This window comes from Herbaspirillum camelliae (assembly GCF_001929405.1).
Classification (GTDB): Bacteria; Pseudomonadota; Gammaproteobacteria; order Burkholderiales; family Burkholderiaceae_D; genus Herbaspirillum; species Herbaspirillum seropedicae.
On sequence record NZ_KV880769.1, the window covers coordinates 5,110,144 to 5,131,786 of the forward strand.

The window sequence follows — 21,643 nt, forward strand, 5'->3', positions numbered from 1 at the left end:
GTGAAAACTAATTATCGGAAGGGGTGGTTTACGTTTTACTTGTTCTTCTGCTGGGCAAACAGCGCATCCAGGCGCTGTTCGTAGCTGTGGTAATCGATGCGGTCGTACAGTTCCATGCGGGTCTGCATGGTATCGACCACGTTCTTCTGGGTGCCGTCACGGCGGATCGCCTGGTAGACGTTCTCGGCGGCCTTGTTCATGGCGCGGAAGGCCGACAGCGGATAGAGCACCAGGCCTACATCCGCGCCCTTCAACTCGTCCACCGTGAACAGCGGGGTCGAGCCGAACTCGGTGATGTTGGCCAGGATAGGCACTTTCACGGCATTGGCGAACTGCTTGTACATGGCCAGGTCGGTGATGGCTTCCGGGAAGATCATGTCGGCCCCGGCTTCCACGCAGGCCACGGCGCGCTCGATGGCGGCCTCCAGCCCTTCCACGGCCAGCGCATCGGTGCGCGCCATGATGACGAAGTTCTCATCGGTGCGGGCATCCACGGCGGCCTTGATGCGGTCTACCATTTCCTGCTTGCTGACGATTTCCTTGTTGGGACGGTGACCACAGCGCTTGGCGCCGACCTGGTCCTCGATGTGCATGGCGGCGGCACCGAACTTGATCATGGACTTGACCGTGCGCGCCACGTTGAAGGCCGAGGCGCCAAAGCCGGTATCCACATCCACCAGCAGCGGCAGGTCGCAGACGTCGGTGATGCGGCGCACGTCGGTGAGCACATCATCCAGGTTGGAGATGCCCAGGTCGGGCAAGCCCAGCGAACCCGCCGCGACACCGCCGCCGGAAAGATAGATCGCGCGAAAGCCCGCACGCTTGGCCAGCAATGCGTGGTTGGCGTTGATCGCGCCGATGACTTGCAAGGGAGATTCTTCCTGGACGGCCTTGCGGAATGCTGCGCCTGCGGAATGGAGAGCCATGGTGGACACCTTCTGGATGGGTTGCTGGAGACGGCTGGTCGATGTCGGCCAGTGCGGCCGCTTGCCGGTGCTTATTGCAATGGCCATGCCAAGGGTTCATGGAGATGGCCGGAGCATGCTGGGCACGCGGCAACAACTCTATGAAAATCAATGACTTGAAACGCCATGACAGCATCCATCCGGATGCAATCGCAGCGACATCCCTGCCCGCAAAGCGATGGGAATGTGTTCCAACAGTGTTACATTAACGTTTCATTGAAACACCATGAACGCCACCCATTGAAACATCGAGGCCCTCATGAAACGTCCCGCCCCTGCCGATCGTCATGCCGACAAACCCGTCATCTGGACGGTGTCAGTATCGCGGCTGTCCGAGCTATTCCGCGACATCACGCTGGAATTCGACGCCCTGGCCGACATCGAGCCCATCCATCTGGGTTTTGACGACGCCGTGCGCGAGATTCGCGAACGCTTGGCGACCGAGCGCTGCGATGTGGTCATCTCGGCCGGCTCCAATGGCGCCTACCTCAAGAGCCGCCTGCCGGTGCCGGTGATCGTGGCGCGCGCCAGCGGCTTTGACGTGATGCAGGCGCTGGCGCGGGCCCGCCAGCTCACCCGCCGCATCGCGCTGGTGACTTATCAGGAGGCCATGCCGGCGCTGGCCGAGTTTGGCCAGCGCTTCGGCCTCGATATCATCCAGCGCACCTATGCCACCGAAGAAGACGCCCGCGCCGTCGTCAACGAATTGAAGGCCACCGGCATCGAAGCCGTCGCTGGCGCAGGGCTCATCACCGACCTGGCCGAGGAGGCGGGCATGCGCGGCATCTTTCTGTATTCCGCCGCCACGGTGCGGCAGGCCTTCGAGGATGCGCTGGAACTGGCGCGCCTGACGCAACTGGAAAGCACGCGCGGCCCCATCCTACCGGTGGCCGACAGCCTGCGCGCGCGACATCACCTCAAGGACCTGCGCGGCGACTCGGCGGAGATGGAAACGGTGCGCCAGTCCATCACCCTCTTTGCGCGCTCGCCAGCCAACGTGCTGATCCAGGGCGAGACCGGCACCGGCAAGGAATTGGCTGCACAAGCCATCCACCGCGCTCATCCGCTGATGCAAGGCAAGACCCAGGCAGCGCATCCCTTCGTGGCCATCAACTGCGGTGCGCTGGCCGAATCGCTGCTGGAATCCGAACTGTTCGGTTATGAGGAAGGCGCCTTCACCGGTTCGCGCCGGGGCGGGCGTGCCGGCGTGTTCGAGGCGGCGCATCGCGGTACGCTCTTGCTCGATGAAATCGGCGAGATGCCCCTGCCCTTGCAGACGCGCCTGCTGCGCGTGCTGGAAGAGCGCGAGGTAGTGCGTGTGGGCGGCACCCGGCCCATCCCGGTCCAGGTGCGCATCATCAGCGCCACCCACTGCGATCTCGAAGCGCGGGTGCGTGAAGGACGTTTCCGCGCCGACCTGTATTACCGTCTCAGCGTGCTGCGCCTGCAACTGCCGCCGCTGCGTGAGCGCCGCGACGACATTGCGGCGCTGGCCGAATGGCATCTCAAGCACGCACTGGCCGCGCTGGATGTGCGCCCGCATGCCAACCTGGGCGCAGAGATCGTACGCTGCGCACCGCTGCTGTGCCGCTACGACTGGCCGGGCAATGTGCGCGAGCTGCGCAACCTGATGGAAAGACTGGCGCTGTTCCTGGCCGCCGAACCCTTGCAGGCGCTCACGCCGGCACTGATCCAGCGGGTGGCGCCCGAACTGGGCCAGGCGCCGCCCTCCCCGGCTGCCCCCGATGAGGCCCAAGAAAACATCACGCCCGACAACGAAAGCATCGCCGCCGCACTGCGCCGGTTTCGGGGCAATCGTGCTGCGGCAGCCAGGTATCTGGGCATGAGTCGGACCACCTTGTGGCGCAAGCTAAAGGAAAACGGCACCACCACCTGACTACAAATCCGTAAACTATTTACGTCCATCTTCGACATCGATCACGCCCCCACCGTTCGTCCTGAGTAGCGGCAAGGCCGCGTATCGAAGGCGCACCGTCCAGCAAGCTTGAGAGCGCCTTCGATACGGCCCCAAGGGCCTACTCAGGTCGAACGGATAGTCGTTGGTTTGAGAACAGCCTCTGTTTTTTTCTTGCAGGCGTCCTGCGCTCTGATAATCCCCCGCATTGCGCCTTGACAGCGCCAGCACCCGCCGCCTATCCTCGCCCGCTACAGCGGCCATGGCCGCTGCCAGGAGCGTACAAGCAATGAACAGCCAGAGGCCGCCGCAAGCCCGTCCGGGTGAACGTGGCGCGCCGCTCCTCCATCCACATCGCAATCCATCAGGGAGTCCCCATGAGCAGCAACACTGCGGCGCCAGGCGCCGACATCACGCATCCGCAGGCGCGGCGTGCGATCATCTCCTCGTCCATCGGCAATGCGCTGGAATGGTTCGACATCCTGATCTACGGCGCCTTCGCCGTGGTGATCGCCAAGCAGTTCTTCCCCACCGGCGACGACAGTGTCTCGCTGCTGCTGACCTTCGCCACCTTTGGCGTGTCCTTCTTCATGCGTCCGCTGGGTGCGGTGGTGCTGGGCGCCTACTCCGACCGCGCGGGACGCAAGGCGGCGCTGATGCTGTCGATCATGCTCATGACCGTGGGCACGGCCATGATCGCCTTCATGCCCAGCTACGCCAGCATCGGCCTGCTGGCCCCGGCGGGCATCGCACTGGGCAAGATGATCCAGGGCTTCTCGGCGGGCGGCGAGTTCGGCAGCTCCACCGCCTTCCTGGTGGAACATGCGCCGCACCGTCGCGGCTTCTTCTCCAGCTGGCAGGTGGCCAGCCAGGGCATCAGCCTGTTGCTGGCCGCGCTCTTCGGCGCGGTGCTCAACAATATGCTCACGCCGGAACAACTGGCTTCCTGGGGCTGGCGCGTGCCGTTCATCTTCGGCCTGCTGATCGCGCCAGCGGGCATCTATATCCGTCGCCACCTGGATGAAGCACCGGAATTCAAGGAATCCAGCGAGAAGACCAACGCGCCCCTGCGCGACACCTTCGCCCACCAGAAGATGCGCCTGCTGATCGGCGCGGGCAGCGTGATCATGGCGACCGTCTCGGTGTACCTGTCGCTGTACATCCCGACCTATGCCGTCAAGCAGCTGGGACTGCCGGCCTGGTCCTCGTTTGCCGCGATGTCGGTGGCCGGCCTGATCATGTTCATCGGTTCGCCCCTGGTCGGTGCGCTCTCCGACAAGATCGGCCGTACCCCCTTCATGATCACCAGCAGCGCGCTCTACATCGTGCTGACCTATCCGATGTTCGTGTTCCTGACCAACTCCCCTGGCTTCCTGCAACTGCTGTTGCTGCAGACCGTCATCGGCGTGCTCATGACCATGTACTTCGCGGCCATGCCGGCGCTGCTGGCCGATATCTTCCCGGTGGCCACGCGCGGCACCGGCATGTCGCTGGCCTACAACATCGCCGTGACCATCTTTGGCGGCTTCGCCGGCCTGATCATCACCTGGCTGATCGATTTCACCGGTGACAAGCTGTCGGTGAGCTACTTCGTCATCTTCGGTGCTGTACTGAGCCTGATTGCGTCGCTGTCGGCGCGTCTGGTGCTGCGTCTGCGCTGATCTGACCGGCCCGCCGTCGCTGCGGCGGCGGGTCGCCATGCGCTTGATTTTCTTCCTGCTGTTTCCTTCTCCCTCTTCCGTTCTGGCCGCGTTCAAGCTTGCTTGACCAGCAGTGCCATCATTGACTTGCCTCTGCCATTACCAATAGGCAACAAAAATCATATTGTGTTTGAGCAATGTCGCCATTAGAGTGCAATGCGCATCTATCGCCCGGTATGCCATGAAGATGTCGCCCGACGACATCGCCGAAACCGCCCAATATTCCATCCACAGAGATGACCGCTTCGGCGATGCAATGCCAGGAGCTTGCTGCTGGCCGAGGCGCACTGCCGCAAGGCCATCCATGCCGGACCTCCGTCATCCACTGCGCAGGCCGCCTCCAATGCGCTCTGCCCTTTCCCCTCAGGTCACATCGTGAACATCCGAAATACCAAAGTCGCCACCCAGCTCATGCTGGGCTTTTCCATCCTGATCCTCTTCATGGCTACGCTGGGAGGAACGTCCCTCTACATCATGGGAAAGATCAACGCCCAACTGGTCGACGTCCAGGGCAACTGGATGCCCAGCGTGACGACCGCGCAAACCATGCTGGCCGAGATGCGGGCGGTCAACCTGGCCCAATACCGCGCCCTGACCGCCGACAATGCGCAGCGCATGCAAGACGCTCGCACCCGCATCACCGCTGCCCTGGGACGCTATACCAAGGCCAGCGAGCAGTACCGTCACCTCATCAGCTCGCCCGCCGAACAAAGCGCCTACGACGAGCTGCAAGTCCTGCTGGCCCGCTATATGCAGATCGGCGACCAGTTGCTGCAAAGCGTGGAGCAAGGCAAGGAAGAAGAAGCCGCCAACACCATGAAGGACACGCTCTATCCGGTGCGTACCGCCATGGAAGCCAAGATCCAGCAGATCATCAAGATCAACCAGGAAGGCGCGGCGCAGGCGGTCGAGCACGGCCAGGCCAGCTATGCGCAGAGCCACCTCACCATCATCGCCTTCACTCTGGCCGCGGCGCTGGCGGGACTGGGCATTGCGCTGCTGATCAGCCGCCGCCTCACGCGCCAGCTCGGGGGTGAACCGGGCGAGGCGATGTGGCTGTCGGGCCAGATCGCCGCCGGCAACCTGGCAGCGCGACTGGAACTCAAGAGCAATGACAACGGCAGCCTGATGCGCTCGCTGATGATCATGCGCGACCAGCTCAGCGGCCTGGTGGGCCAGATCCAGCATGCCAGCACGTCCATCCACGTGGCTGCCCAGGAGATCGCGCAGGGCAACATCGATCTCTCGCAGCGCACCGAAGAACAGGCCGCCTCGCTGGAAGAGACCGCCTCCAGCATGGAAGAACTGACCAGCACCGTGCAACAGAATGCGGGCAACGCCAAGCAGGCCAGCGGCATGGCCAGCGCCGGAGCGGAAGTGGCGCGCCGGGGCGAGGCAGAGATCGCCGAGGTGGTGACGACGATGCGCGAGATGAGCGTGAGCTCGCACCAGATGTCGGACATCATCAGCGTCATCGAAGGCATTTCCTTCCAGACCAATATCCTGGCGCTCAACGCTGCCGTGGAAGCTGCCCGCGCCGGCGAGAACGGACGCGGCTTCGCCGTGGTCGCCTCGGAAGTGCGCGCGCTGGCCCAGCGCAGCTCGGCTGCGGCCAAGGAAATCAAGGACCTGATTGAAGACTCGGTGGGGCGCATCCGCAACGGCTCCCAATTGGTCGAAGCGGCCGGCGCGACGATTGCCGAGATCATGCAGTCCAGCGCCCGCACCACCGACCTGATGAAGGAAATTGCCGCAGCCTCCGAAGAACAGAGCGCCGGCATCGGCCAGGTCAATACGGCCATCGTGCAGATGGACCAGGTCACGCAGCAAAACGCGGCGCTGGTGGAAGAAGCGGCGGCAGCGGCGCAGTCCATGATGCAACAGGCGCAAGCGCTCACCACGGCGGTGTCGGTCTTCAAGCTGGATGAGCAGGCACTGCGCACCCTGCCCGGCATGCCCTCCGCGCCCCAGCTGGGGCGGCCATTGACCACGCCGGCGCTGTCTTGATGGCCGCGGCAATAGCGGCGCCGAGGCAATGAACAATGCAAATGGCCTGGATCATGCGATCCAGGCCATTTGTCTTTTCCCACCACGAGCGGCTTGAAACCCGCCCTGACCTGTGAGGCTCAGTCGTCTTCCGCCCCGCCGATGCCCAGTTCCTGGATCTTGCGGGTGATGGTGTTGCGTCCGATGCCCAGGCGCACGGCGGCATCGTTCTTGCGGCCGTGGGTATGCTTCAAGGCGACCTTGATCAGCGCAGCCTCGAACTGGCGGCCGAGGATATCCATCACCTCGGGCTGTTCAGAGGCCAGCATCTGTGCGGCTTCGGTTTCCAGCAGCGTGATCCAGCTGGCGCTGGGAGCGCCATCGGCCGAGCCAGACGCCACGCCTGGCACAGCCTCGGCATAGGCCATCGGAAGGGCTGCCGCCGAGGCCGGAGCGGCCACGATCTGCGCCGGTTGCGGCGCATGCACGCGTTCTTCCACCAGGTCTTGCGGCAGGTCCTTGATTTCCACGGTCTGGCCGGGGGCCATCACGGTGATCCAGTTGCACAGGTTTTCCAGCTGGCGTACGTTGCCGGGGAATTCCAGTTGGGACAGGAACTGCATGGCCTGCGGCGAGAGCCGCTTGGCTTCCACGCCGAGCTGACGCGCGCTCTGTGCCAGGAAGTAACGGGCCAGGATGGGGATGTCCTCGCTGCGCTCGCGCAGGCTGGGCAGGCGCAGGCGGATCACGTTGAGGCGGTGGTACAAGTCTTCGCGGAACAAGCCTTCACGCACCCGTTGTTCCAGGTTCTGGTGGGTGGCGGCGATGACGCGCACGTTGGCCTTCATGGATTGATGGCCACCGACACGATAGAAGTGTCCATCCGAGAGCACGCGCAACAGGCGTGTCTGCAGGTCCAGCGGCATGTCGCCGATTTCATCGAGGAACAAGGTGCCGCCCTCGGCCTGCTCGAAGCGGCCACGGCGCATGGCTTGCGCGCCGGTGAAGGCGCCGCGCTCGTGACCGAACAGTTCGGATTCCAGCAAGTCCTTGGGAATGGCCGCCGTATTGAGCGCCACGAAGGGCTGGCTGGCGCGCGGGCTGTGCTTGTGCAGGGCGCGCGCCACCAGTTCCTTGCCGGAGCCGGACTCGCCGGTGATGAGCACGGTCACGTTCGATTGCGACAGACGCCCGATGGCGCGGAACACGTCCTGCATGGCCGGCGCCTGGCCAAGAATCTCGGGGGTCTGTGCGGCGCCCTGCTCGATGTCGGTCTCGCGCAGGCTCTCGTCGAGGGCGCGGCGGATCAGCTCGACCGCCTTGTCCACGTCGAAAGGCTTGGCCAGGTATTCGAAAGCGCCGCCCTGGAAGGCCGAGACGGCCGAGTCCAGGTCCGAGAAGGCGGTGATGATGATCACCGGGATGCCCGGATGCTTGGCCTTGACGGTCTGCAGCAACTCCAGCCCGGAAGCGCCGGGCATGCGGATGTCGGAAACCAGCACTTGCGGCGTCCCGTTTTGCAGGGCGGCGATGGCATCGCGTGCGCTGGAAAAACTTTGTGTGGCGAGATTTTCCCGGGCCAGTGCTTTTTCGAGCACCCAGCGTATCGATTCGTCGTCGTCAACAATCCAGATTGGTTTCATAAATCACGTCTTCCTGCGTTGGTCTTGCTGTTGATGCTCCCGCGAGCCAGGTCGCTTCTGGCGCCCTGTCCGCAGCCCCCTTGGATGACGGGATGTCTTCCGTCATGTCGGCTTTGGCGCGCCGCCTGCGGCCATGCTCACGGCAGCGGTATAAGTATTCTGAAATCGGTACAACCTGGCCGGCTGTCGCATTCGATCACGCCCATGTGTTGATGGACGAACGTCTGCGCCAGGGTCAGCCCCAGTCCGCTGCCACCTTCCCGTCCCGACACCAGCGGATAGAAGATTCTGTCCTGGATGTCGGGGGGGATGCCCGGACCGTTATCGATGATATGCAAGTCTAGTGCCAGCCGGTATCGGACCTTGGATAGCGTCACTTGACGGCTCACGCGGGTGCGCAGGATGAGCTCGCCATCGCCGGCGCGGATACGGTCGGCCAGCGCCTGGGCGGCGTTGTGCACGATGTTGAGCACGGCCTGGATCAGTTGCTCCTTGTCGCCGCGAAATTCCGGGATGGACAGGTCATAGTCGCGCTTGATGGTCAGCCCCTGCGGGAACTCGGCCATGACCAAGCTGCGCACGCGTTCGCAGACTTCATGGATGTTGACGTCGCCGACGATGTGCGGATGCCGGTGCGGCGCCAGCAGGCGATCTACCAGGGTCTGCAGGCGATCGGCTTCCTTGATGATGACCTGGGTGTATTCGCGCAATTCCTTGAGGTGCCGCTCGGGCAGTTCCAGCTCCAGCAGTTGCGCGGCGCCGCGGATGCCGCCCAGCGGATTCTTGATCTCGTGGGCCAGGTTGCGGATCAGTTCCTTGTTGGCCTGGCTCTGGTCGAAGATGCGCTCTTCGCGGTCCAGCTTCAATTGCTGGACATTTTCGCGCAGCTCCAGCAGCACCGGCATGTCGGGGTTGTCCAGCGGTGTGACGATGGTGTGGACCTGCAGCGGTTCGCGGTTGGCGCGTTCCAGCACCAGGTCCAGGCGCTTGTCGGCGAACTGGTGTTCGATGGCCTGGTAGAACAGGGCCGAGAGCTCCTTGCCGTTGAGGAAGAGCTCCGAGAGCTTCTGCTGCGAGAGCACCTTGAAGGAGCTCTCCAGCAGGTTCTCGGCGGCGGCATTGGCATAGACGATGCCGCCGGCGGCGTCGAGGATGATCACCGCCGAGGCCAGCAGGTCGAGACCTTCGAGGGAGGGGAACGGAGTCTTCATGGCGGTAGTCGGGGAGCCTGGATTCATGTCGTGGAGCAGAGTCGTTCGTGCGGGAACACTAGCAAGTTTCGGGCGCGCTCCCATGAGGATGCAAGGGATGCACGGAACTCAGGGGGGGACTTGCCTGCGCGCATAAAAAAAGGGGAAGCAAGCTTCCCCTTTTTGTCCGGATGCGGATTCGATTACAGCGAGTAGTACATGTCGAATTCGATCGGGTGCGTGGTCATGCGGAAGCGCTGGACTTCCTGCATCTTCAGATCGATGTAGGCATCGATCATGCTGTCGGTGAACACGCCGCCGCGGGTCAGGAACTCGCGGTCCTTGTCCAGGTGTTCCAGCGCTTCATCCAGCGAGGAGCACACGGTCGGGATCAGCTTGTCTTCTTCCGGCGGCAGGTGGTACAGGTCCTTGGTGGCGGCTTCGCCCGGGTGGATCTTGTTCTGCACGCCATCCAGACCGGCCATCAGCAGGGCCGAGAAGCACAGGTACGGGTTGGCCAGGGGATCCGGGAAACGGGTCTCGATACGACGGCCCTTCGGGTTGGCCACGTGCGGGATACGGATCGAGGCCGAACGGTTGCGGGCCGAGTAGGCCAGCTTGACCGGGGCTTCGAAGCCGGGGACCAGACGCTTGTACGAGTTGGTGCCAGGGTTGGTGATGGCGTTCAGAGCCTTGGCGTGCTTGATGATGCCGCCGATGTAGTACAGCGCGAACTCGGACAGGCCGGCATAGCCGTCGCCAGCGAACAGGTTCTTGCCATCCTTCCAGACGGACTGGTGAACGTGCATGCCGGAGCCGTTGTCGCCAACCAGGGGCTTGGGCATGAAGGTCGCGGTCTTGCCGTAGGTGTGGGCGACGTTCCAGATCACGTACTTCATGGTCTGGGTCCAGTCAGCACGCTCGACCAGGGTCGAGAACTTGGTGCCCAGTTCGTTCTGGCCAGCGCCAGCCACTTCGTGGTGGTGCACTTCGACGGGGATGCCCAGGGATTCGATGATCAGGGACATTTCCGAACGCATGTCCTGGAAGCTGTCGACCGGGGGAACCGGGAAGTAGCCGCCCTTGACGGTCGGACGGTGGCCGGAGTTGCCGCCTTCGATCTCGGCGCCGGTGCTCCAGGAAGCTTCTTCGGATTCGATCTTGACGAAGGAGCCGGACATGTCGGCGCCCCAACGCACGCCGTCGAAGATGAAGAATTCGGGTTCCGGACCGAAGTAGGCGGTGTCGCCCAGGCCGGAGGACTTCAGGTAGGCTTCAGCGCGCTTGGCGATGGAGCGCGGATCGCGGTCATAGCCCTTGCCGTCGGACGGCTCGATCACGTCACACTGCATGAACAGCGTGGTTTCTTCCATGAACGGGTCGATGTTGGCGGTGTTCGGGTCCGGGATCAGCAGCATGTCGGAGGCTTCGATACCCTTCCAGCCGGCAATCGACGAACCGTCGAAGGCGTGACCGGACTCGAACTTGTCGATGTCGAAATGCGAAACCGGCACGGTCACGTGCTGTTCCTTGCCACGGGTGTCAGCGAAACGGAAGTCGACAAACTTGACTTCGTTGTCCTTCACCATCTTCAAAACCTCTGCGGCCGTCCTTGCCATGCGAATCTCCTAAAACGAGGAAGTAGTATAAATTGGGGTGTTGAGCCGTTTTCTGCGACTGGATCTTTGCATTTGATACAACGGTCTTGCGCCGAACTCAGTGGCGGATGATAGCAGATTCCATGCCACCAACCTTTAGGGTGCGCACAGGATGAGATATTTTAGGGAGGACACGGCCTGCGGGCCGATCCCTGCGGTGCAGAGGCCGCAAGCAGATGCATTATTTTAGTGCGTTTTTAGGATGATGCACCATTAAAATGCACAAATGAAAGAAACAAGCTGAATTGCCCTGTTTTGGTGCCTGCGCTTTTCTGGGGCAGCGTTTGCTATCGCAGCAGGCACGCACCAAAGCGGCCACATCAAGCAAGCAAAGCAACCGAAGCAAGCGAGGCCGGGGACGCGCGCCGGTTTGGCTTTAGAATCTGTCCTCCCGGTGCGATTGCCTGTGGCGATGACCTGGGGTGCTTGCCCCGGCCCCAAACAGCGATCCACGATCAACGATACCTGACACTGATACCTGACACTTGATAGCGAACCCAGCATGAGCACTCAAGATATCCTCTCCGCCGCCACCCAACGCGCCGCCGATGCACAGCTCCCCTACCGCGGCGCGGTCACGCCGGCCGAAGCGCTGGCCCTGCTCGAAGGCGACAGCAGCATCAAGCTGGTCGATGTCCGCACCCGCGCCGAGCGCGACTGGGTCGGCGTGGTCCAGATCGCGCCGGCACAGCATCTGGCGGTGCAATGGAATCTCTATCCCGAGGGCAAGCCCAACCCGCAATTCCTGGAACAGTTGCGGGAAGTCACGAACCCCGACGATGTGCTGCTGTTCCTGTGCCGTTCGGGCGTGCGCTCCAAGCATGCGGCCAAGCTGGCGACCGAGCATGGCTATACCCATTGCTTCGACATCCTCGAAGGATTCGAGGGCAACAAGGACGCCGCGGGCCACCGCAAGACCGTCGAGGGCTGGTGCAAGGCGGGCTTGCCGTGGGTGAGCGCCTAAGCTTCGGCTTGACGCTCTCCTAGCCCGGCGTAGCGCTTGCGGCCAACACCTTCTCCAGTGACGTCAACAACAGGGCGATAGCGTCCTGGGTGTCATAGTCGTCCTGCATGGCCTCTTCCAGGCACTCCAGCAGGGCCACGATCTCGTTGCGCTGCATGGTCAGCGCCGCGCCCTTCATCCGGTGCGCCAGCTTGCCCATGGTCGCCAGGTCGCCGGCCCGGTGGGCCTGTTGCAGGGCCGCCAGGTCGTGCTGCGAGGTGCTCAGGAACAAGCGCGCCAGGTCGCGTGCATATTCCTCGCGCGGGGGCAGCGCAGCGCCCTCGTCGCCACATTCATGATCGCACCAGAGCGAGAGCATCTTGCGCAGGTCGGCGGTCTGCACGGGCTTGTCGAGCATGCCATCCATGCCGCCGTCCAGGCATAGCCGCACGTGCGCCGCATCAGCCTCGGCGGAAATGCCGATCAAGGGCGTGTAGGGACGCTGCGGGTCTTGCTGTTCCAGGGCGCGCACCTGACGCGCCACCTCGTGGCCGGGCAGGTCCGGCAGAAAGCAATCCAGCAGCACCATCCCCTGCGGCTGGGCGCGGATCGCCGCCAGCGCGGCCGCGCCGTCGGCCGCCACCTGGACCTGGCAGCCCAGCGATTGCAAGCGATTCTGCATCGCATAACGGATCGTCGCCGAATCATCGACGAGCAAGATCCTCGGCTCACTGCGGTTCATCTTCTGTCTCCTTGCTGGTCTTACAGGTCTTTGATCTGGTATTCGATCTTGAACAGCTCGTTGTCGCTGCGTACGCCCAGCTTGCGGAAGGCCGATTGCTTCTGGCCGCTGATGGTCTTGACGCTGCGGGCGAACTTGTCGGCGATCGCGGTGACCGAGAGCCCATCCAGGCAGCAGCGCAGCACTTCGCGCTCGCGTGGCGAGAGGCTGGGCATTTCCGAGAGCGAATCGCTGGAAGGCGGGCTGCTGCGCTTGCGGCGCGGCGGGCGCGCCTGGGGTTGGCCGCCATCGGGCGCAGCGGTGGGAGTGTCGCTGGCCAGCATCGCGGTCAGTTCGCGCGCCATGGCGGCATTGAGATATTCACGGCCCACCGAAACGGTGCGGATGGCCTGGATCAGCTCGCCCAGCTCCTGCGACTTGCCCACGAAGCCGCGTGCCCCGGCCTTCATCGCCAGGGCCACGGTAGCCGGGTTGTTGTGGGCCGAGGTGACCAGGATCTTGCTGCGGGGGAAGCGCACGCGCAGCGCGCGGATCAGGTTCAGGCCATCGATGTCATTGCTGCCCAGCGAATAGTCGATGAGCAACAGGTCGGCCGGCGAGGCGCGCAGCGCAGTCATCAATTCCTTGCTGGTGGCGAAGCTGCCGACCACTTCCAGATCCGGTTCCTCCGCCAGGCGTGCGGCCAGGCCGTAACGGACCACCGCGTGGTCGTCGAGCAAGGCAATGCGCATCCTCGATGCCAGTGTCCATATCGTGCTGCTCATGCTGCTGTCCCGTCCCCGTTTTTGTCGTGGTGCGCCGACGCTGGCCTCATGCACTTGCGATGCAACGCAGGTGCTATTGTCCTGTAGCATGCGCTTTTCCCGCATAGGAATCGTCTCAAAAAACCGAGGGGAAAGCGGCCTTTATCCTCGAACCTGCATTCTGCCCTCCCACCTGGCAAGAGACTCCCGGATCATCACGGCTTCTTCTTTGCCAATGCATGTATGAATTGGCAACAAGCCCATGGTGCATGGGGAAGAAGATGTTTGCTTCACTTCCCCTGCCCGTCATGACAACCAAAATGCCGGAGCCGGCGTTAAGCCGCCAGAACGCCGGCTGCGCCGCATTACACTTTCTTACAGCCGGGCTCACGGCCTTTGTCCATACTGGCCTCAACAAATGTCGTCGATAACTGCGAGGCTCATTGATGCGCCCGTTACGCCAAAATCCGTCCGCTGCCCCTGCGGCGCGCGCACGTTGCCTGCTCACGCTGGCCCTGCTGGGACTGCTGGCTGGCCAATTGCCCGCAGCGCATGCCGCCACACCCACACCGGCGGCCGCTCCGCTGTCGGAACAGGAACGTGCGCTGCACGTGCTGAACCGCCTGGCCTATGGCCCGCGTCCGGGCGACCTGGAAGAAGTCGAGCGCATGGGCGTCAAGCGCTACATCGACCAGCAATTGCATCCAGAGCGCATCCCCCTGCCGGCGCAACTGCAGGCATCGCTGGCGGCCCTGCCCGGCTTGCAGATGACGCCAGCACAATTGTTCGTGGACTATGGACCACCTTCCTTCGACAAGGAGGGCAGCAAGGAAGAAAAACAGGCCGCCCGCCAGCGCGCCCCGCGCGAGCTGACGCCGCAGTTCCATATGGCGCGGCTGCTGCAGGCCACCGACAGTCCGCGCCAGCTGGAAGAAGTGATGACCGAGTTCTGGGCCAATCACTTCAATGTCTTCGAGGGCAAGGAATGGGTGCGCTACTGGGTGGGTGATTATGAAAAGAACGCCATCCGCCCCTATGCGCTGGGCAACTTCCGCGATCTGCTGGGCGCGGTGGCGCATCATCCAGCCATGCTCTACTACCTCGACAACTGGCTCTCCAGCGGCGCGGACACACGCGGAGCACGCGGGCGCTTCAAGGGACTCAACGAGAACTACGCCCGCGAGCTGATGGAACTGCATACCCTGGGCGTGGACGGTGGCTACCAGCAGGCCGACGTGATCACGCTGGCGCGCATCCTCTCGGGCTGGACCATCGACGTCAATGCGATGAAAGCCGGTGCGGCCCCGTTCTCCTTCGCGGCGCAGCGCCATGACCCGAACCCAAAGGTGTTCCTCGGCAAGCCACTGGCGGCCACCGGCTACCAGGAGGGTGAAGCCGCACTCGACATCCTGGCCAACCACCCAGCGACGGCGCGCTTCATCTCGACCCAGCTGGTGCAGTATTTCGTGTCGGACCAGCCCGATCCGGCGCTGGTGCAGAAGCTGTCACAGACCTTCCTCGCCACGCATGGCGATCTGCGCGCGGTGCTCAAGACCCTGTTCGACAGCCCGCAGTTCTGGGCGCGCAGCAATTACCAGACGCAGTTCAAGACGCCCTACCAGTTCGTGGTCTCAGCCTTGCGGGCCAGCGACATCCCGGTGCGCAACGCCAAGCCGGTCAATGGTGCGCTGGCGCAGTTCGGCATGCCGCTGTATGGCTGGCTCACGCCGGAAGGCTACAAGTATTCGCAAGCGGCCTGGCTCAATCCGGACGCCCTGCTGCGGCGGATCAACTTTGCCGGCAACCTGGTCAATGGCAAGTCGCCGATTGCCCGGCCCGAGGGCGAAGCGCCTCCTTCGAACGCAGATGCGCGGCCCGTGGATGCGCAGCAGTTGCTGCGCACCCTAGGTCCAGCGGTCGCGCCGCAGACTGCAGCCAAGATCCTGGCCGCCCCAGAGAACGTGCAGGCTGGCCTGATCCTGGGCGGCCCCGATTTCATGAAACGCTGATCCCTGTCCGAGGACTTCCATGAACCGTCGCGATTTCATCCGCTACCTGGGCGCCGCCACCGGCGGCGCCATCCTGGTGCCGATCGGCCTGTCCGGCTGCGCGGTCGCTCCCACCGGCGACAAGAGCATCAGCCGCGCCACCCCAGCGCGGCTGGCCTATGGCTCGCCGGCGCCCAGGGCGCACGCCAACGGCGATGGCGCGCCACGCATGATCGTGGTGTTCCTGCGCGGCGCGGTCGATGGCTTGAATGTAGTGGTGCCGCATGGCGATCCGGAGTATTACCGCGCCCGCCCCAGCATCGCCGTGGCGCGTCCCGGCCAGGCCAATGGCGCACTCGACCTGACCGGCTACTTCGGCCTGCATCCGGCCCTCGCGCCGCTGCTGCCCTACTGGGAAAGCGGCCAGTTGGCCTTCGTGCATGCCTCTGGCTCACCCGATGGCTCGCGCTCGCACTTCGAGGCGCAGGACTACATGGAGACCGGCACGCCCGGACAGCACACCACCCGTGACGGCTGGCTCAATCGCCTCATGGGCTACCTGCCGCCGTCGGAATCGCCCCTGCAGGCGCTCAATGTGGGCGACGCCACGCCGCGCATCCTCAGCGGCCACAATGTCGTGGCCAACCTGCAGAGCGGGCGTGCCGCCACGCGTCCCGGCCTGATCGACCAGCCGCGCATGCTGCAGGCCTACAGCCCGCTCTATGAGGGCGACGATGCCATCGCCAAGGCCTACCGCGACGGCATCGCCGCGCGCCGCGAACTGATGGCCGAGATCAACAGCCAGGAACAGCAGATGGCCAACAACGGCGCGCCGCTGCCCAATGGGCTGTCGATGGATACGGCGCGGCTGGACCGCTTGATGCGCCATGATCCACGCATCCGTCTGGCCTTCCTGGCGGTGGGCGGCTGGGACACCCACATCAACCAGGGCAATGGCACTGGCCAACTGGCTGGACGACTCTCCCCGCTGGGTGCAGGGCTGGCCACGCTGGCCCATGAGCTGGGGCCGGCCTTCAATGACACGGTGATCGTGGTGATGTCCGAATTCGGCCGCACCTTCCGCGAGAACGGCAATGGCGGCACCGATCATGGTCATGGCAATGCGCTGTGGCTGATGGGGGGCAATCTGCGCGGCGGCAAGATCTATGGACAGTGGCCGGGCTTGAACCAGGCGGCCTTGAACGAGGGGCGCGATCTGGCCATCACCACTGATTTCCGCGCGGTGCTGTGTGCGCTTTCGGAGCGGCATATGCGCATTCCGGACCAGGCATTGGAGAAGATCTTTCCCCAATATGCTAACGGGGCCAAAGGGGTGCCCAACCTCTTCGTATGAAATAAAACGGCGCCGGCAATTCGTGGCGTAAAAAAACCGTATCGATGGATACGGTTTTTTTACTCGCGAACATCAACTGCCGAAGTTCACTCCACTTCGGCAATCCACGCTGCTTGGATCGCCTCCAGGATGCGCTCACCGGAACGGTTGGGATCATCGTCAAATCCGTCCAGCTCCATTACCCAGCGATGCAGGTCGGTGAAGCGGATGGTCTTGGGATCGATCTCGGGAAACTTGTCGTAGAGTTCCTCGGCGATCTGCTGGGTATCAGTCCATTTCATGTCGGTCTCCACGGCGCAGTGTGCGCCGGACGTGGTCCTCAGTGCATCAGTGAATCAGTGATTTTCCGAGGCGTGGTTGATGGTGTACTTGGGGATTTCGACGGTCAGGTCGTCTTCGCCCAGCACCACCTGGCAGGACAGGCGCGAGGTGGCTTCCAGGCCCCAGGCCATGTCCAGCAGGTCTTCTTCCTTGTCGGTCGGATCATCGAGGGTCTCGAAGCCTTCGCGGATGACGACGTGGCAGGTGGTACAGGCGCAGGACTTTTCGCAGGCGTGTTCGATGTCAATGTCGCTGTCCAGCAGCGCATCGCACAGGGTCTTGCCGGCGGGGGCGTCGATCACCGAGCCTTCGGGGCAGAGGACCGGATGGGGGAGGATGACGATCTGGGGCATGGTGGCTCTCGGGTCTTGTCTACAGTGTTCAGGTCAGGAAGCCGCTCAAGCGACTTCATCCAGTTTCTTGCCGGCCAGCGCGGCGTGGACGCTGCGGTCCATGCGGCGGGCGGCGAATTCCTCAGTACCGTGCGCCAGCGCATCCACCGCAGCCTTGATGGCGAGGTGGTCGGTACCTTGCGCAGCGGCGCTCACCGCCTCCACCTGCGCTTCAATGAGCTTGCGCTCGTCTTCGGACAACAGCGCGGCGTCCGCCTGCAGCGCAGAGCGCGTCGCCAGGACGATGCGTTCGGCTTCGACCTGTTCTTCACGCAGGGCGCGGCGTTGCATGTCTTCGTCAGCCGAGCTGAAGGATTCTTGCAGCATGCGGGCGATTTCGTCGTCGCCCAGGCCGTACGAGGGCTTGACGGTGATGGACGCTTCCACACCCGAGGTCATCTCGCGCGCCGACACGGCCAGCAAGCCATCGGCATCGACCTGGTAGGTCACGCGGATACGCGCCGCGCCAGCAGCCATCGGGGGAATGCCGCGCAGCTCGAAACGGGCCAGCGAGCGGCAGTCGGCCACCAGCTCGCGCTCGCCCTGCACCACGTGAATGGCCATGGCGGTCTGGCCGTCCTTGAAGGTGGTGAATTCCTGGGCGCGTGCGCAGGGGATGGTGGAATTGCGCGGGATGACCTTCTCGGCCAGGCCGCCCATGGTCTCGATGCCCAGCGACAGCGGGATCACGTCCAGCAGCAGCCAGTCGTCGCCCGGTGCGCGATTGCCAGCCAGCAGATTAGCCTGCACCGCCGCGCCCAGCGCCACGACCTTGTCGGGGTCGATGTTGGACAGCGGGTTGGTCTTGAAGAACTCACCCACGGCGCGGCGGATATGCGGCATGCGGGTGGCGCCGCCGACCAGCACCACACCGTCGACATCTTCCACCGTCAGGCCGGCATCGCGCAGGGCTTTGCGCACCGGGGCCATGGTCTTGGCCACCAGATGCTGGGTGATCTCGTTGAATTGCGCAGCGGTGATCGACAGATGCACTTCCTCGCCGGACCTGAGCACGGCATCGATCTGCACTTCGTCCTTGGTGGAAAGCAGTTCCTTGACCTCGCGGGCCTTGACCATCAAGAGGCGCGTATCTTCATCCGACAGTGGTTGCAGTTGCGCTTCCTGGCTGATCCAGCAGAACAGCCGGTGATCGAAGTCGTCGCCTCCGAGGGCCGAATCGCCGCCGGTGGCCAGCACTTCGAAGACACCGCGCGTGAGCTTGAGGATGGAGATATCGAAAGTACCGCCGCCCAGATCATAGACTGCGAAGACGCCTTCCGATGAGTTGTCCAGGCCATAGGCGATGGCTGCAGCCGTCGGTTCGTTCAGAAGACGCAGCACATTCAGGCCTGCCAGCTGAGCGGCATCCTTGGTGGCCTGGCGCTGGGCATCGTCGAAGTAGGCCGGAACCGTGATGACGGCGCCGACCAGGTCGTCGCCCAGGGCGTCTTCGGCAGTCTGACGCAACGTGGCCAGGATCTGGGCCGACACTTCCACCGGGCTCTTCACGCCGGCCACGGTCTTGATCTGCACCATGCCGGGCTGGTCCTGGAAGTCGTAGGGCATGTTCTCGGCGTGGGCAATGTCCTTGAGGCCGCGGCCCATGAAGCGCTTGACCGAGACGATGGTGTTGCGCGGATCGGTGGTCTGGGCCGCCTGCGCCTTGTAGCCGATGTTGGCGTGACCATTGGGCAGGTAGCGCACCACCGACGGCAGCAGCACGCGGCCGTCGTCATCGGCCAGCACTTCGGGAATGCTGTTGCGCACGGTGGCCACCAGCGAATTGGTGGTACCCAGGTCGATACCGACAGCCAGGCGACGCTGGTGCGGCGCGGTGGACATGCCCGGTTCGGAAATCTGCAGTAAAGCCATAGGAATTGGACTCGTCGTGGAGCGGTGTTGAGCGATGTGACTCGCTGTTATTCAGGTAAGGCCATCCGGATGCCCAGGCCGATGAAGGCACAGCCTGCCAGGCGGTTCAGATGGACGGACGCCGTGGCGCGGCGGCGGAAATAGGCGCCGACCGCGCCGGAAAAAAGTGCGATGGCGCTGAAGATGGCAAAGGCCTGGACGATGAACACCAGCGCCAGCACCAGCATCTGCAAGGCTTCATGACCCGCTTCGCGCTGCACGAACTGCGGCAGGAAGGCGATGAAGAACAGCGTCACCTTGGGATTGAGCATGTTGGCCAGCACGCTCTGCCAGTAGATGCGACGCAGCGGTACTGCGGCCACGCCCTGCCCATCTGCGGCCAGCGCCAGGCCCGCCGAGGCCGAGCGCAAGGTACGCACGCCCAGATAGGCCAGGTAGGCCGCGCCCGCATATTGCAAGGCGTGGTAGGCCGGCGGATAGGCCTTGATCAGGGCCGCAAAGCCCAGCACCGCCAGCAGCGTATGGAACACCAGTCCCGAGCAGAAGCCGGCGGCAGCCACCAGGCCGGCCTTGCGGCCCTGGGCGATGCCGCGCGTAAGGACGTAGAGGTTGTCCGGGCCGGGGGCCAGGGTCAGCGTCATCGCGGCCAGCAGGAACAGGATCAGGTCAGGCATGGGCGGCTCCCGAGCTCAGCCTTCGATCAGGGCGAAGGCATCACCGATTTCAGCGCCGAACTTGTCGAGGAACATCAGCTGGCGCACCAGCTTGCCGGCCGCGGCGTAGTCGCCGGCATCGAGCAGCGCTTCGATGCGACCGATCTCGGCCTTCTTCTCGGCCAGCAGTTCGGTGTTGAGCTGTTCCAGGGCGTCGATGTCCTTGGCCGCCTTGGCGTCATCAAGGGTCTCGCGCCATTCCATCTGCTGCATCAGGAAGGCCGGGGCCATGGCGGTGTTGGATTCGGTCTGCAGGTCCACGCCGTGCAGTTCGCACAGGTAGCGCGCGCGCTTCAAGGGATGCTTCAGCGTCTGGTAGGCCTCGTTGGCGCGCGTGGCCCATTGCATCGCCACGCGTTTTTCGGCATCGCTGGCGTGGGCGAACTTGTCCGGATGGGCCTGGCTCTGCACGCGATGGAAAGCCCGCTCCAGCGCCTTTAGGTCGATGGCGAAGCGTTGCGGCAACTGGAACAGGTCGTAGTGGTTTTGCATGGCTGAAAAATAAAAAGCCTGTCGGACTGCAACAGGCTTGGCACATCAGGGACGGCGCGGTGACCGGGCGGCCCCGCATGGAGCGATCACGAGGCTGTCACAAGGCTATCACGAGCCGGCTAAGCACTGGCCGCCCGCACCGCAAGGCCGGCGCGACGGCATCGACAAGGATCAGGAGTGCGGCTCAGATGCGGAAGCTTTCGCCGCAGCCGCACTCGTCCTTGACGTTGGGGTTCTGGAACTTGAAGCCTTCGTTCAAACCCTCGCGGGCAAAGTCCAGCTCGGTGCCATCGATGTAGGGCAAGCTCTTGGGATCGACGAAGACGCGCACGCCATGCGACTCGAAGACGGTGTCTTCGGACGATTGTTCATCCACATACTCCAGCTTGTAGGCCAGGCCGGAGCAACCGGTGGTGCGCACACCCAGGCGCAGGCCGATGCCCTTGCCACGGCGCTCCATGTAGCGGCTGATGTGTTTTGCTGCCTTCTCTGTCAACGTGATTGCCATGATGCTTGCCTTACGAAATCGAAAACCGCGAGTGCTGCTGTCGGAAAAAGGCCGCTCAGGCTGCCTTCTGTTCCGCGCCGTGCTTGGCCTTGTAATCCTGCACCGCTGCCTTGATGGCGTCTTCGGCCAGGATCGAGCAGTGGATCTTCACCGGCGGCAGCGCCAGTTCTTCGGCGATCTGGGTGTTCTTGATGGACAGTGCTTCGTCCAGGGTCTTGCCCTTGACCCATTCGGTCACCAGGGAAGACGAGGCGATGGCCGAACCGCAGCCGTAGGTCTTGAACTTGGCGTCCTGGATGACGCCATCGGCGCCCACCTTGATCTGCAGCTTCATCACGTCGCCGCAGGCCGGCGCGCCGACCATGCCGGTGCCCACGGTCTCGTCGCCCTTTTCGAAGGCGCCGACGTTGCGGGGGTTTTCATAGTGGTCGAGTACTTTTTCCGAATAAGACATGTTCTTGCTCCCTAGATGATGGTTTCGCCCATCGCCCTTGCCCTGCTCTACTGCGGCTGCTGGC

Annotated in this window: 21 protein-coding genes; 7 read left to right on the top strand and 14 right to left on the bottom strand. The window is 63.6% G+C overall.

Going from position 1 to position 21,643, the window contains the following annotated elements:
* Positions 1-35 precede the first annotated feature (35 nt).
* Positions 36-926 (bottom strand): methylisocitrate lyase, encoded by an 891-nt coding sequence (prpB, locus tag BGK68_RS22855; RefSeq protein WP_075259962.1) that lies wholly within the window; start codon positions 924-926, stop codon positions 36-38.
* Here prpB and BGK68_RS28090 point away from each other — a divergent pair.
* From BGK68_RS28090 to BGK68_RS22865, 3 genes are all read left to right on the top strand, one after another.
* The gene (locus BGK68_RS28090; protein ID WP_198937244.1) at positions 925-1,080 is read left to right on the top strand and encodes a hypothetical protein; all 156 of its coding nucleotides are present in this window, start codon (positions 925-927) and stop codon (positions 1,078-1,080) included. The two genes, prpB and BGK68_RS28090, sit on opposite strands and share 2 nt — an antisense overlap.
* A gap of 144 nt (positions 1,081-1,224) precedes the next feature.
* Positions 1,225-2,862 (top strand): propionate catabolism operon regulatory protein PrpR, encoded by a 1,638-nt coding sequence (gene prpR / locus BGK68_RS22860; RefSeq protein WP_075258950.1) that lies wholly within the window; start codon positions 1,225-1,227, stop codon positions 2,860-2,862.
* A gap of 395 nt (positions 2,863-3,257) precedes the next feature.
* Positions 3,258-4,541, top strand: coding sequence for an MFS transporter (locus BGK68_RS22865; RefSeq protein WP_013235073.1), 1,284 nt, complete (start codon positions 3,258-3,260; stop codon positions 4,539-4,541).
* 138 nt (positions 4,542-4,679) lie between these two features.
* On the opposite strand, the gene BGK68_RS27670 is transcribed toward BGK68_RS22865, so the two are convergent.
* On the bottom strand, positions 4,680-4,886 hold the full coding sequence (locus BGK68_RS27670) for a hypothetical protein (RefSeq protein WP_143433142.1): 207 nt from the start codon (positions 4,884-4,886) through the stop codon (positions 4,680-4,682).
* A 69-nt stretch (positions 4,887-4,955) separates the two neighbouring features.
* Here BGK68_RS27670 and BGK68_RS22870 point away from each other — a divergent pair, with 69 nt between their 5' ends.
* On the top strand, positions 4,956-6,587 hold the full coding sequence (locus tag BGK68_RS22870; RefSeq protein WP_075259963.1) for a methyl-accepting chemotaxis protein: 1,632 nt from the start codon (positions 4,956-4,958) through the stop codon (positions 6,585-6,587).
* 119 nt (positions 6,588-6,706) lie between these two features.
* On the opposite strand, the gene ntrC is transcribed toward BGK68_RS22870, so the two are convergent.
* The 3 genes from ntrC to glnA all read right to left on the bottom strand — a co-directional run bounded on the left by ntrC (position 6,707) and on the right by glnA (position 11,018).
* Positions 6,707-8,209 (bottom strand): nitrogen regulation protein NR(I), encoded by a 1,503-nt coding sequence (ntrC, locus tag BGK68_RS22875; protein ID WP_075258951.1) that lies wholly within the window; start codon positions 8,207-8,209, stop codon positions 6,707-6,709.
* 137 nt (positions 8,210-8,346) lie between these two features.
* Positions 8,347-9,420 (bottom strand): nitrogen regulation protein NR(II), encoded by a 1,074-nt coding sequence (gene glnL / locus BGK68_RS22880; RefSeq protein WP_075258952.1) that lies wholly within the window; start codon positions 9,418-9,420, stop codon positions 8,347-8,349.
* Positions 9,421-9,602: 182 nt separating this feature from the next.
* Positions 9,603-11,018 carry a type I glutamate--ammonia ligase gene (glnA, locus tag BGK68_RS22885; RefSeq protein ID WP_075258953.1) on the bottom strand — a complete coding sequence of 472 codons (1,416 nt, stop codon included), beginning with the start codon at positions 11,016-11,018 and terminating at the stop codon, positions 9,603-9,605.
* A gap of 541 nt (positions 11,019-11,559) precedes the next feature.
* Between glnA and BGK68_RS22890 the strand changes: the two genes are divergently transcribed.
* Positions 11,560-12,021 (top strand): rhodanese-like domain-containing protein, encoded by a 462-nt coding sequence (locus BGK68_RS22890; protein WP_075258954.1) that lies wholly within the window; start codon positions 11,560-11,562, stop codon positions 12,019-12,021.
* Positions 12,022-12,040: 19 nt separating this feature from the next.
* Here the strand turns inward: BGK68_RS22890 and BGK68_RS22895 are convergent, their stop codons facing one another.
* On the bottom strand, positions 12,041-12,742 hold the full coding sequence (locus tag BGK68_RS22895) for an Hpt domain-containing response regulator (protein ID WP_075258955.1): 702 nt from the start codon (positions 12,740-12,742) through the stop codon (positions 12,041-12,043).
* 20 nt (positions 12,743-12,762) lie between these two features.
* Positions 12,763-13,506 carry a response regulator transcription factor gene (locus BGK68_RS22900; RefSeq protein WP_407645716.1) on the bottom strand — a complete coding sequence of 248 codons (744 nt, stop codon included), beginning with the start codon at positions 13,504-13,506 and terminating at the stop codon, positions 12,763-12,765.
* A 425-nt stretch (positions 13,507-13,931) separates the two neighbouring features.
* Here BGK68_RS22900 and BGK68_RS22905 point away from each other — a divergent pair, with 425 nt between their 5' ends.
* Together BGK68_RS22905 and BGK68_RS22910 are read left to right on the top strand one after the other, a co-directional pair.
* On the top strand, positions 13,932-15,494 hold the full coding sequence (locus BGK68_RS22905; protein WP_075258957.1) for a DUF1800 domain-containing protein: 1,563 nt from the start codon (positions 13,932-13,934) through the stop codon (positions 15,492-15,494).
* Positions 15,495-15,513: 19 nt separating this feature from the next.
* Positions 15,514-16,827, top strand: a complete 1,314-nt coding sequence (locus BGK68_RS22910; protein WP_075258958.1) for a DUF1501 domain-containing protein — start codon at positions 15,514-15,516, stop codon at positions 16,825-16,827.
* An 86-nt stretch (positions 16,828-16,913) separates the two neighbouring features.
* On the opposite strand, the gene iscX is transcribed toward BGK68_RS22910, so the two are convergent.
* The 7 genes from iscX to iscU all read right to left on the bottom strand — a co-directional run bounded on the left by iscX (position 16,914) and on the right by iscU (position 21,579).
* Complete coding sequence (gene iscX / locus BGK68_RS22915; protein WP_075258959.1) at positions 16,914-17,108, bottom strand: Fe-S cluster assembly protein IscX; 195 nt, start codon at positions 17,106-17,108, stop codon at positions 16,914-16,916.
* 54 nt (positions 17,109-17,162) lie between these two features.
* On the bottom strand, positions 17,163-17,501 hold the full coding sequence (gene fdx / locus BGK68_RS22920; protein ID WP_013235088.1) for an ISC system 2Fe-2S type ferredoxin: 339 nt from the start codon (positions 17,499-17,501) through the stop codon (positions 17,163-17,165).
* A 45-nt stretch (positions 17,502-17,546) separates the two neighbouring features.
* Positions 17,547-19,412, bottom strand: a complete 1,866-nt coding sequence (gene hscA, locus BGK68_RS22925) for a Fe-S protein assembly chaperone HscA (RefSeq protein WP_075258960.1) — start codon at positions 19,410-19,412, stop codon at positions 17,547-17,549.
* Positions 19,413-19,459: 47 nt separating this feature from the next.
* Complete coding sequence (locus BGK68_RS22930; protein ID WP_075258961.1) at positions 19,460-20,086, bottom strand: LysE family translocator; 627 nt, start codon at positions 20,084-20,086, stop codon at positions 19,460-19,462.
* 15 nt (positions 20,087-20,101) lie between these two features.
* Positions 20,102-20,617 carry a Fe-S protein assembly co-chaperone HscB gene (gene hscB, locus BGK68_RS22935; protein WP_075258962.1) on the bottom strand — a complete coding sequence of 172 codons (516 nt, stop codon included), beginning with the start codon at positions 20,615-20,617 and terminating at the stop codon, positions 20,102-20,104.
* Positions 20,618-20,801: 184 nt separating this feature from the next.
* Positions 20,802-21,125 (bottom strand): iron-sulfur cluster assembly protein IscA, encoded by a 324-nt coding sequence (iscA, locus tag BGK68_RS22940; protein ID WP_006712826.1) that lies wholly within the window; start codon positions 21,123-21,125, stop codon positions 20,802-20,804.
* A 55-nt stretch (positions 21,126-21,180) separates the two neighbouring features.
* Positions 21,181-21,579, bottom strand: coding sequence for a Fe-S cluster assembly scaffold IscU (gene iscU, locus BGK68_RS22945; RefSeq protein WP_008330359.1), 399 nt, complete (start codon positions 21,577-21,579; stop codon positions 21,181-21,183).
* Positions 21,580-21,643: the final 64 nt, after the last annotated feature.

Coding starts and splice junctions, on each gene's coding strand:
- BGK68_RS28090 (WP_198937244.1), top strand. CDS start 925: ATGGTGGACACCTTCTGGATGGGTTGCTGGAGACGGCTGGTCGATGTC.
- prpB (WP_075259962.1), bottom strand. CDS start 926: ATGGCTCTCCATTCCGCAGGCGCAGCATTCCGCAAGGCCGTCCAGGAA.
- prpR (WP_075258950.1), top strand. CDS start 1,225: ATGAAACGTCCCGCCCCTGCCGATCGTCATGCCGACAAACCCGTCATC.
- BGK68_RS22865 (WP_013235073.1), top strand. CDS start 3,258: ATGAGCAGCAACACTGCGGCGCCAGGCGCCGACATCACGCATCCGCAG.
- BGK68_RS27670 (WP_143433142.1), bottom strand. CDS start 4,886: ATGGATGGCCTTGCGGCAGTGCGCCTCGGCCAGCAGCAAGCTCCTGGC.
- ntrC (WP_075258951.1), bottom strand. CDS start 8,209: ATGAAACCAATCTGGATTGTTGACGACGACGAATCGATACGCTGGGTG.
- glnL (WP_075258952.1), bottom strand. CDS start 9,420: ATGAAGACTCCGTTCCCCTCCCTCGAAGGTCTCGACCTGCTGGCCTCG.
- glnA (WP_075258953.1), bottom strand. CDS start 11,018: ATGGCAAGGACGGCCGCAGAGGTTTTGAAGATGGTGAAGGACAACGAA.
- BGK68_RS22890 (WP_075258954.1), top strand. CDS start 11,560: ATGAGCACTCAAGATATCCTCTCCGCCGCCACCCAACGCGCCGCCGAT.
- BGK68_RS22895 (WP_075258955.1), bottom strand. CDS start 12,742: ATGAACCGCAGTGAGCCGAGGATCTTGCTCGTCGATGATTCGGCGACG.
- BGK68_RS22900 (WP_407645716.1), bottom strand. CDS start 13,506: ATGAGCAGCACGATATGGACACTGGCATCGAGGATGCGCATTGCCTTG.
- BGK68_RS22905 (WP_075258957.1), top strand. CDS start 13,932: ATGCGCCCGTTACGCCAAAATCCGTCCGCTGCCCCTGCGGCGCGCGCA.
- BGK68_RS22910 (WP_075258958.1), top strand. CDS start 15,514: ATGAACCGTCGCGATTTCATCCGCTACCTGGGCGCCGCCACCGGCGGC.
- iscX (WP_075258959.1), bottom strand. CDS start 17,108: ATGAAATGGACTGATACCCAGCAGATCGCCGAGGAACTCTACGACAAG.
- fdx (WP_013235088.1), bottom strand. CDS start 17,501: ATGCCCCAGATCGTCATCCTCCCCCATCCGGTCCTCTGCCCCGAAGGC.
- hscA (WP_075258960.1), bottom strand. CDS start 19,412: ATGGCTTTACTGCAGATTTCCGAACCGGGCATGTCCACCGCGCCGCAC.
- BGK68_RS22930 (WP_075258961.1), bottom strand. CDS start 20,086: ATGCCTGACCTGATCCTGTTCCTGCTGGCCGCGATGACGCTGACCCTG.
- hscB (WP_075258962.1), bottom strand. CDS start 20,617: ATGCAAAACCACTACGACCTGTTCCAGTTGCCGCAACGCTTCGCCATC.
- iscA (WP_006712826.1), bottom strand. CDS start 21,125: ATGGCAATCACGTTGACAGAGAAGGCAGCAAAACACATCAGCCGCTAC.
- iscU (WP_008330359.1), bottom strand. CDS start 21,579: ATGTCTTATTCGGAAAAAGTACTCGACCACTATGAAAACCCCCGCAAC.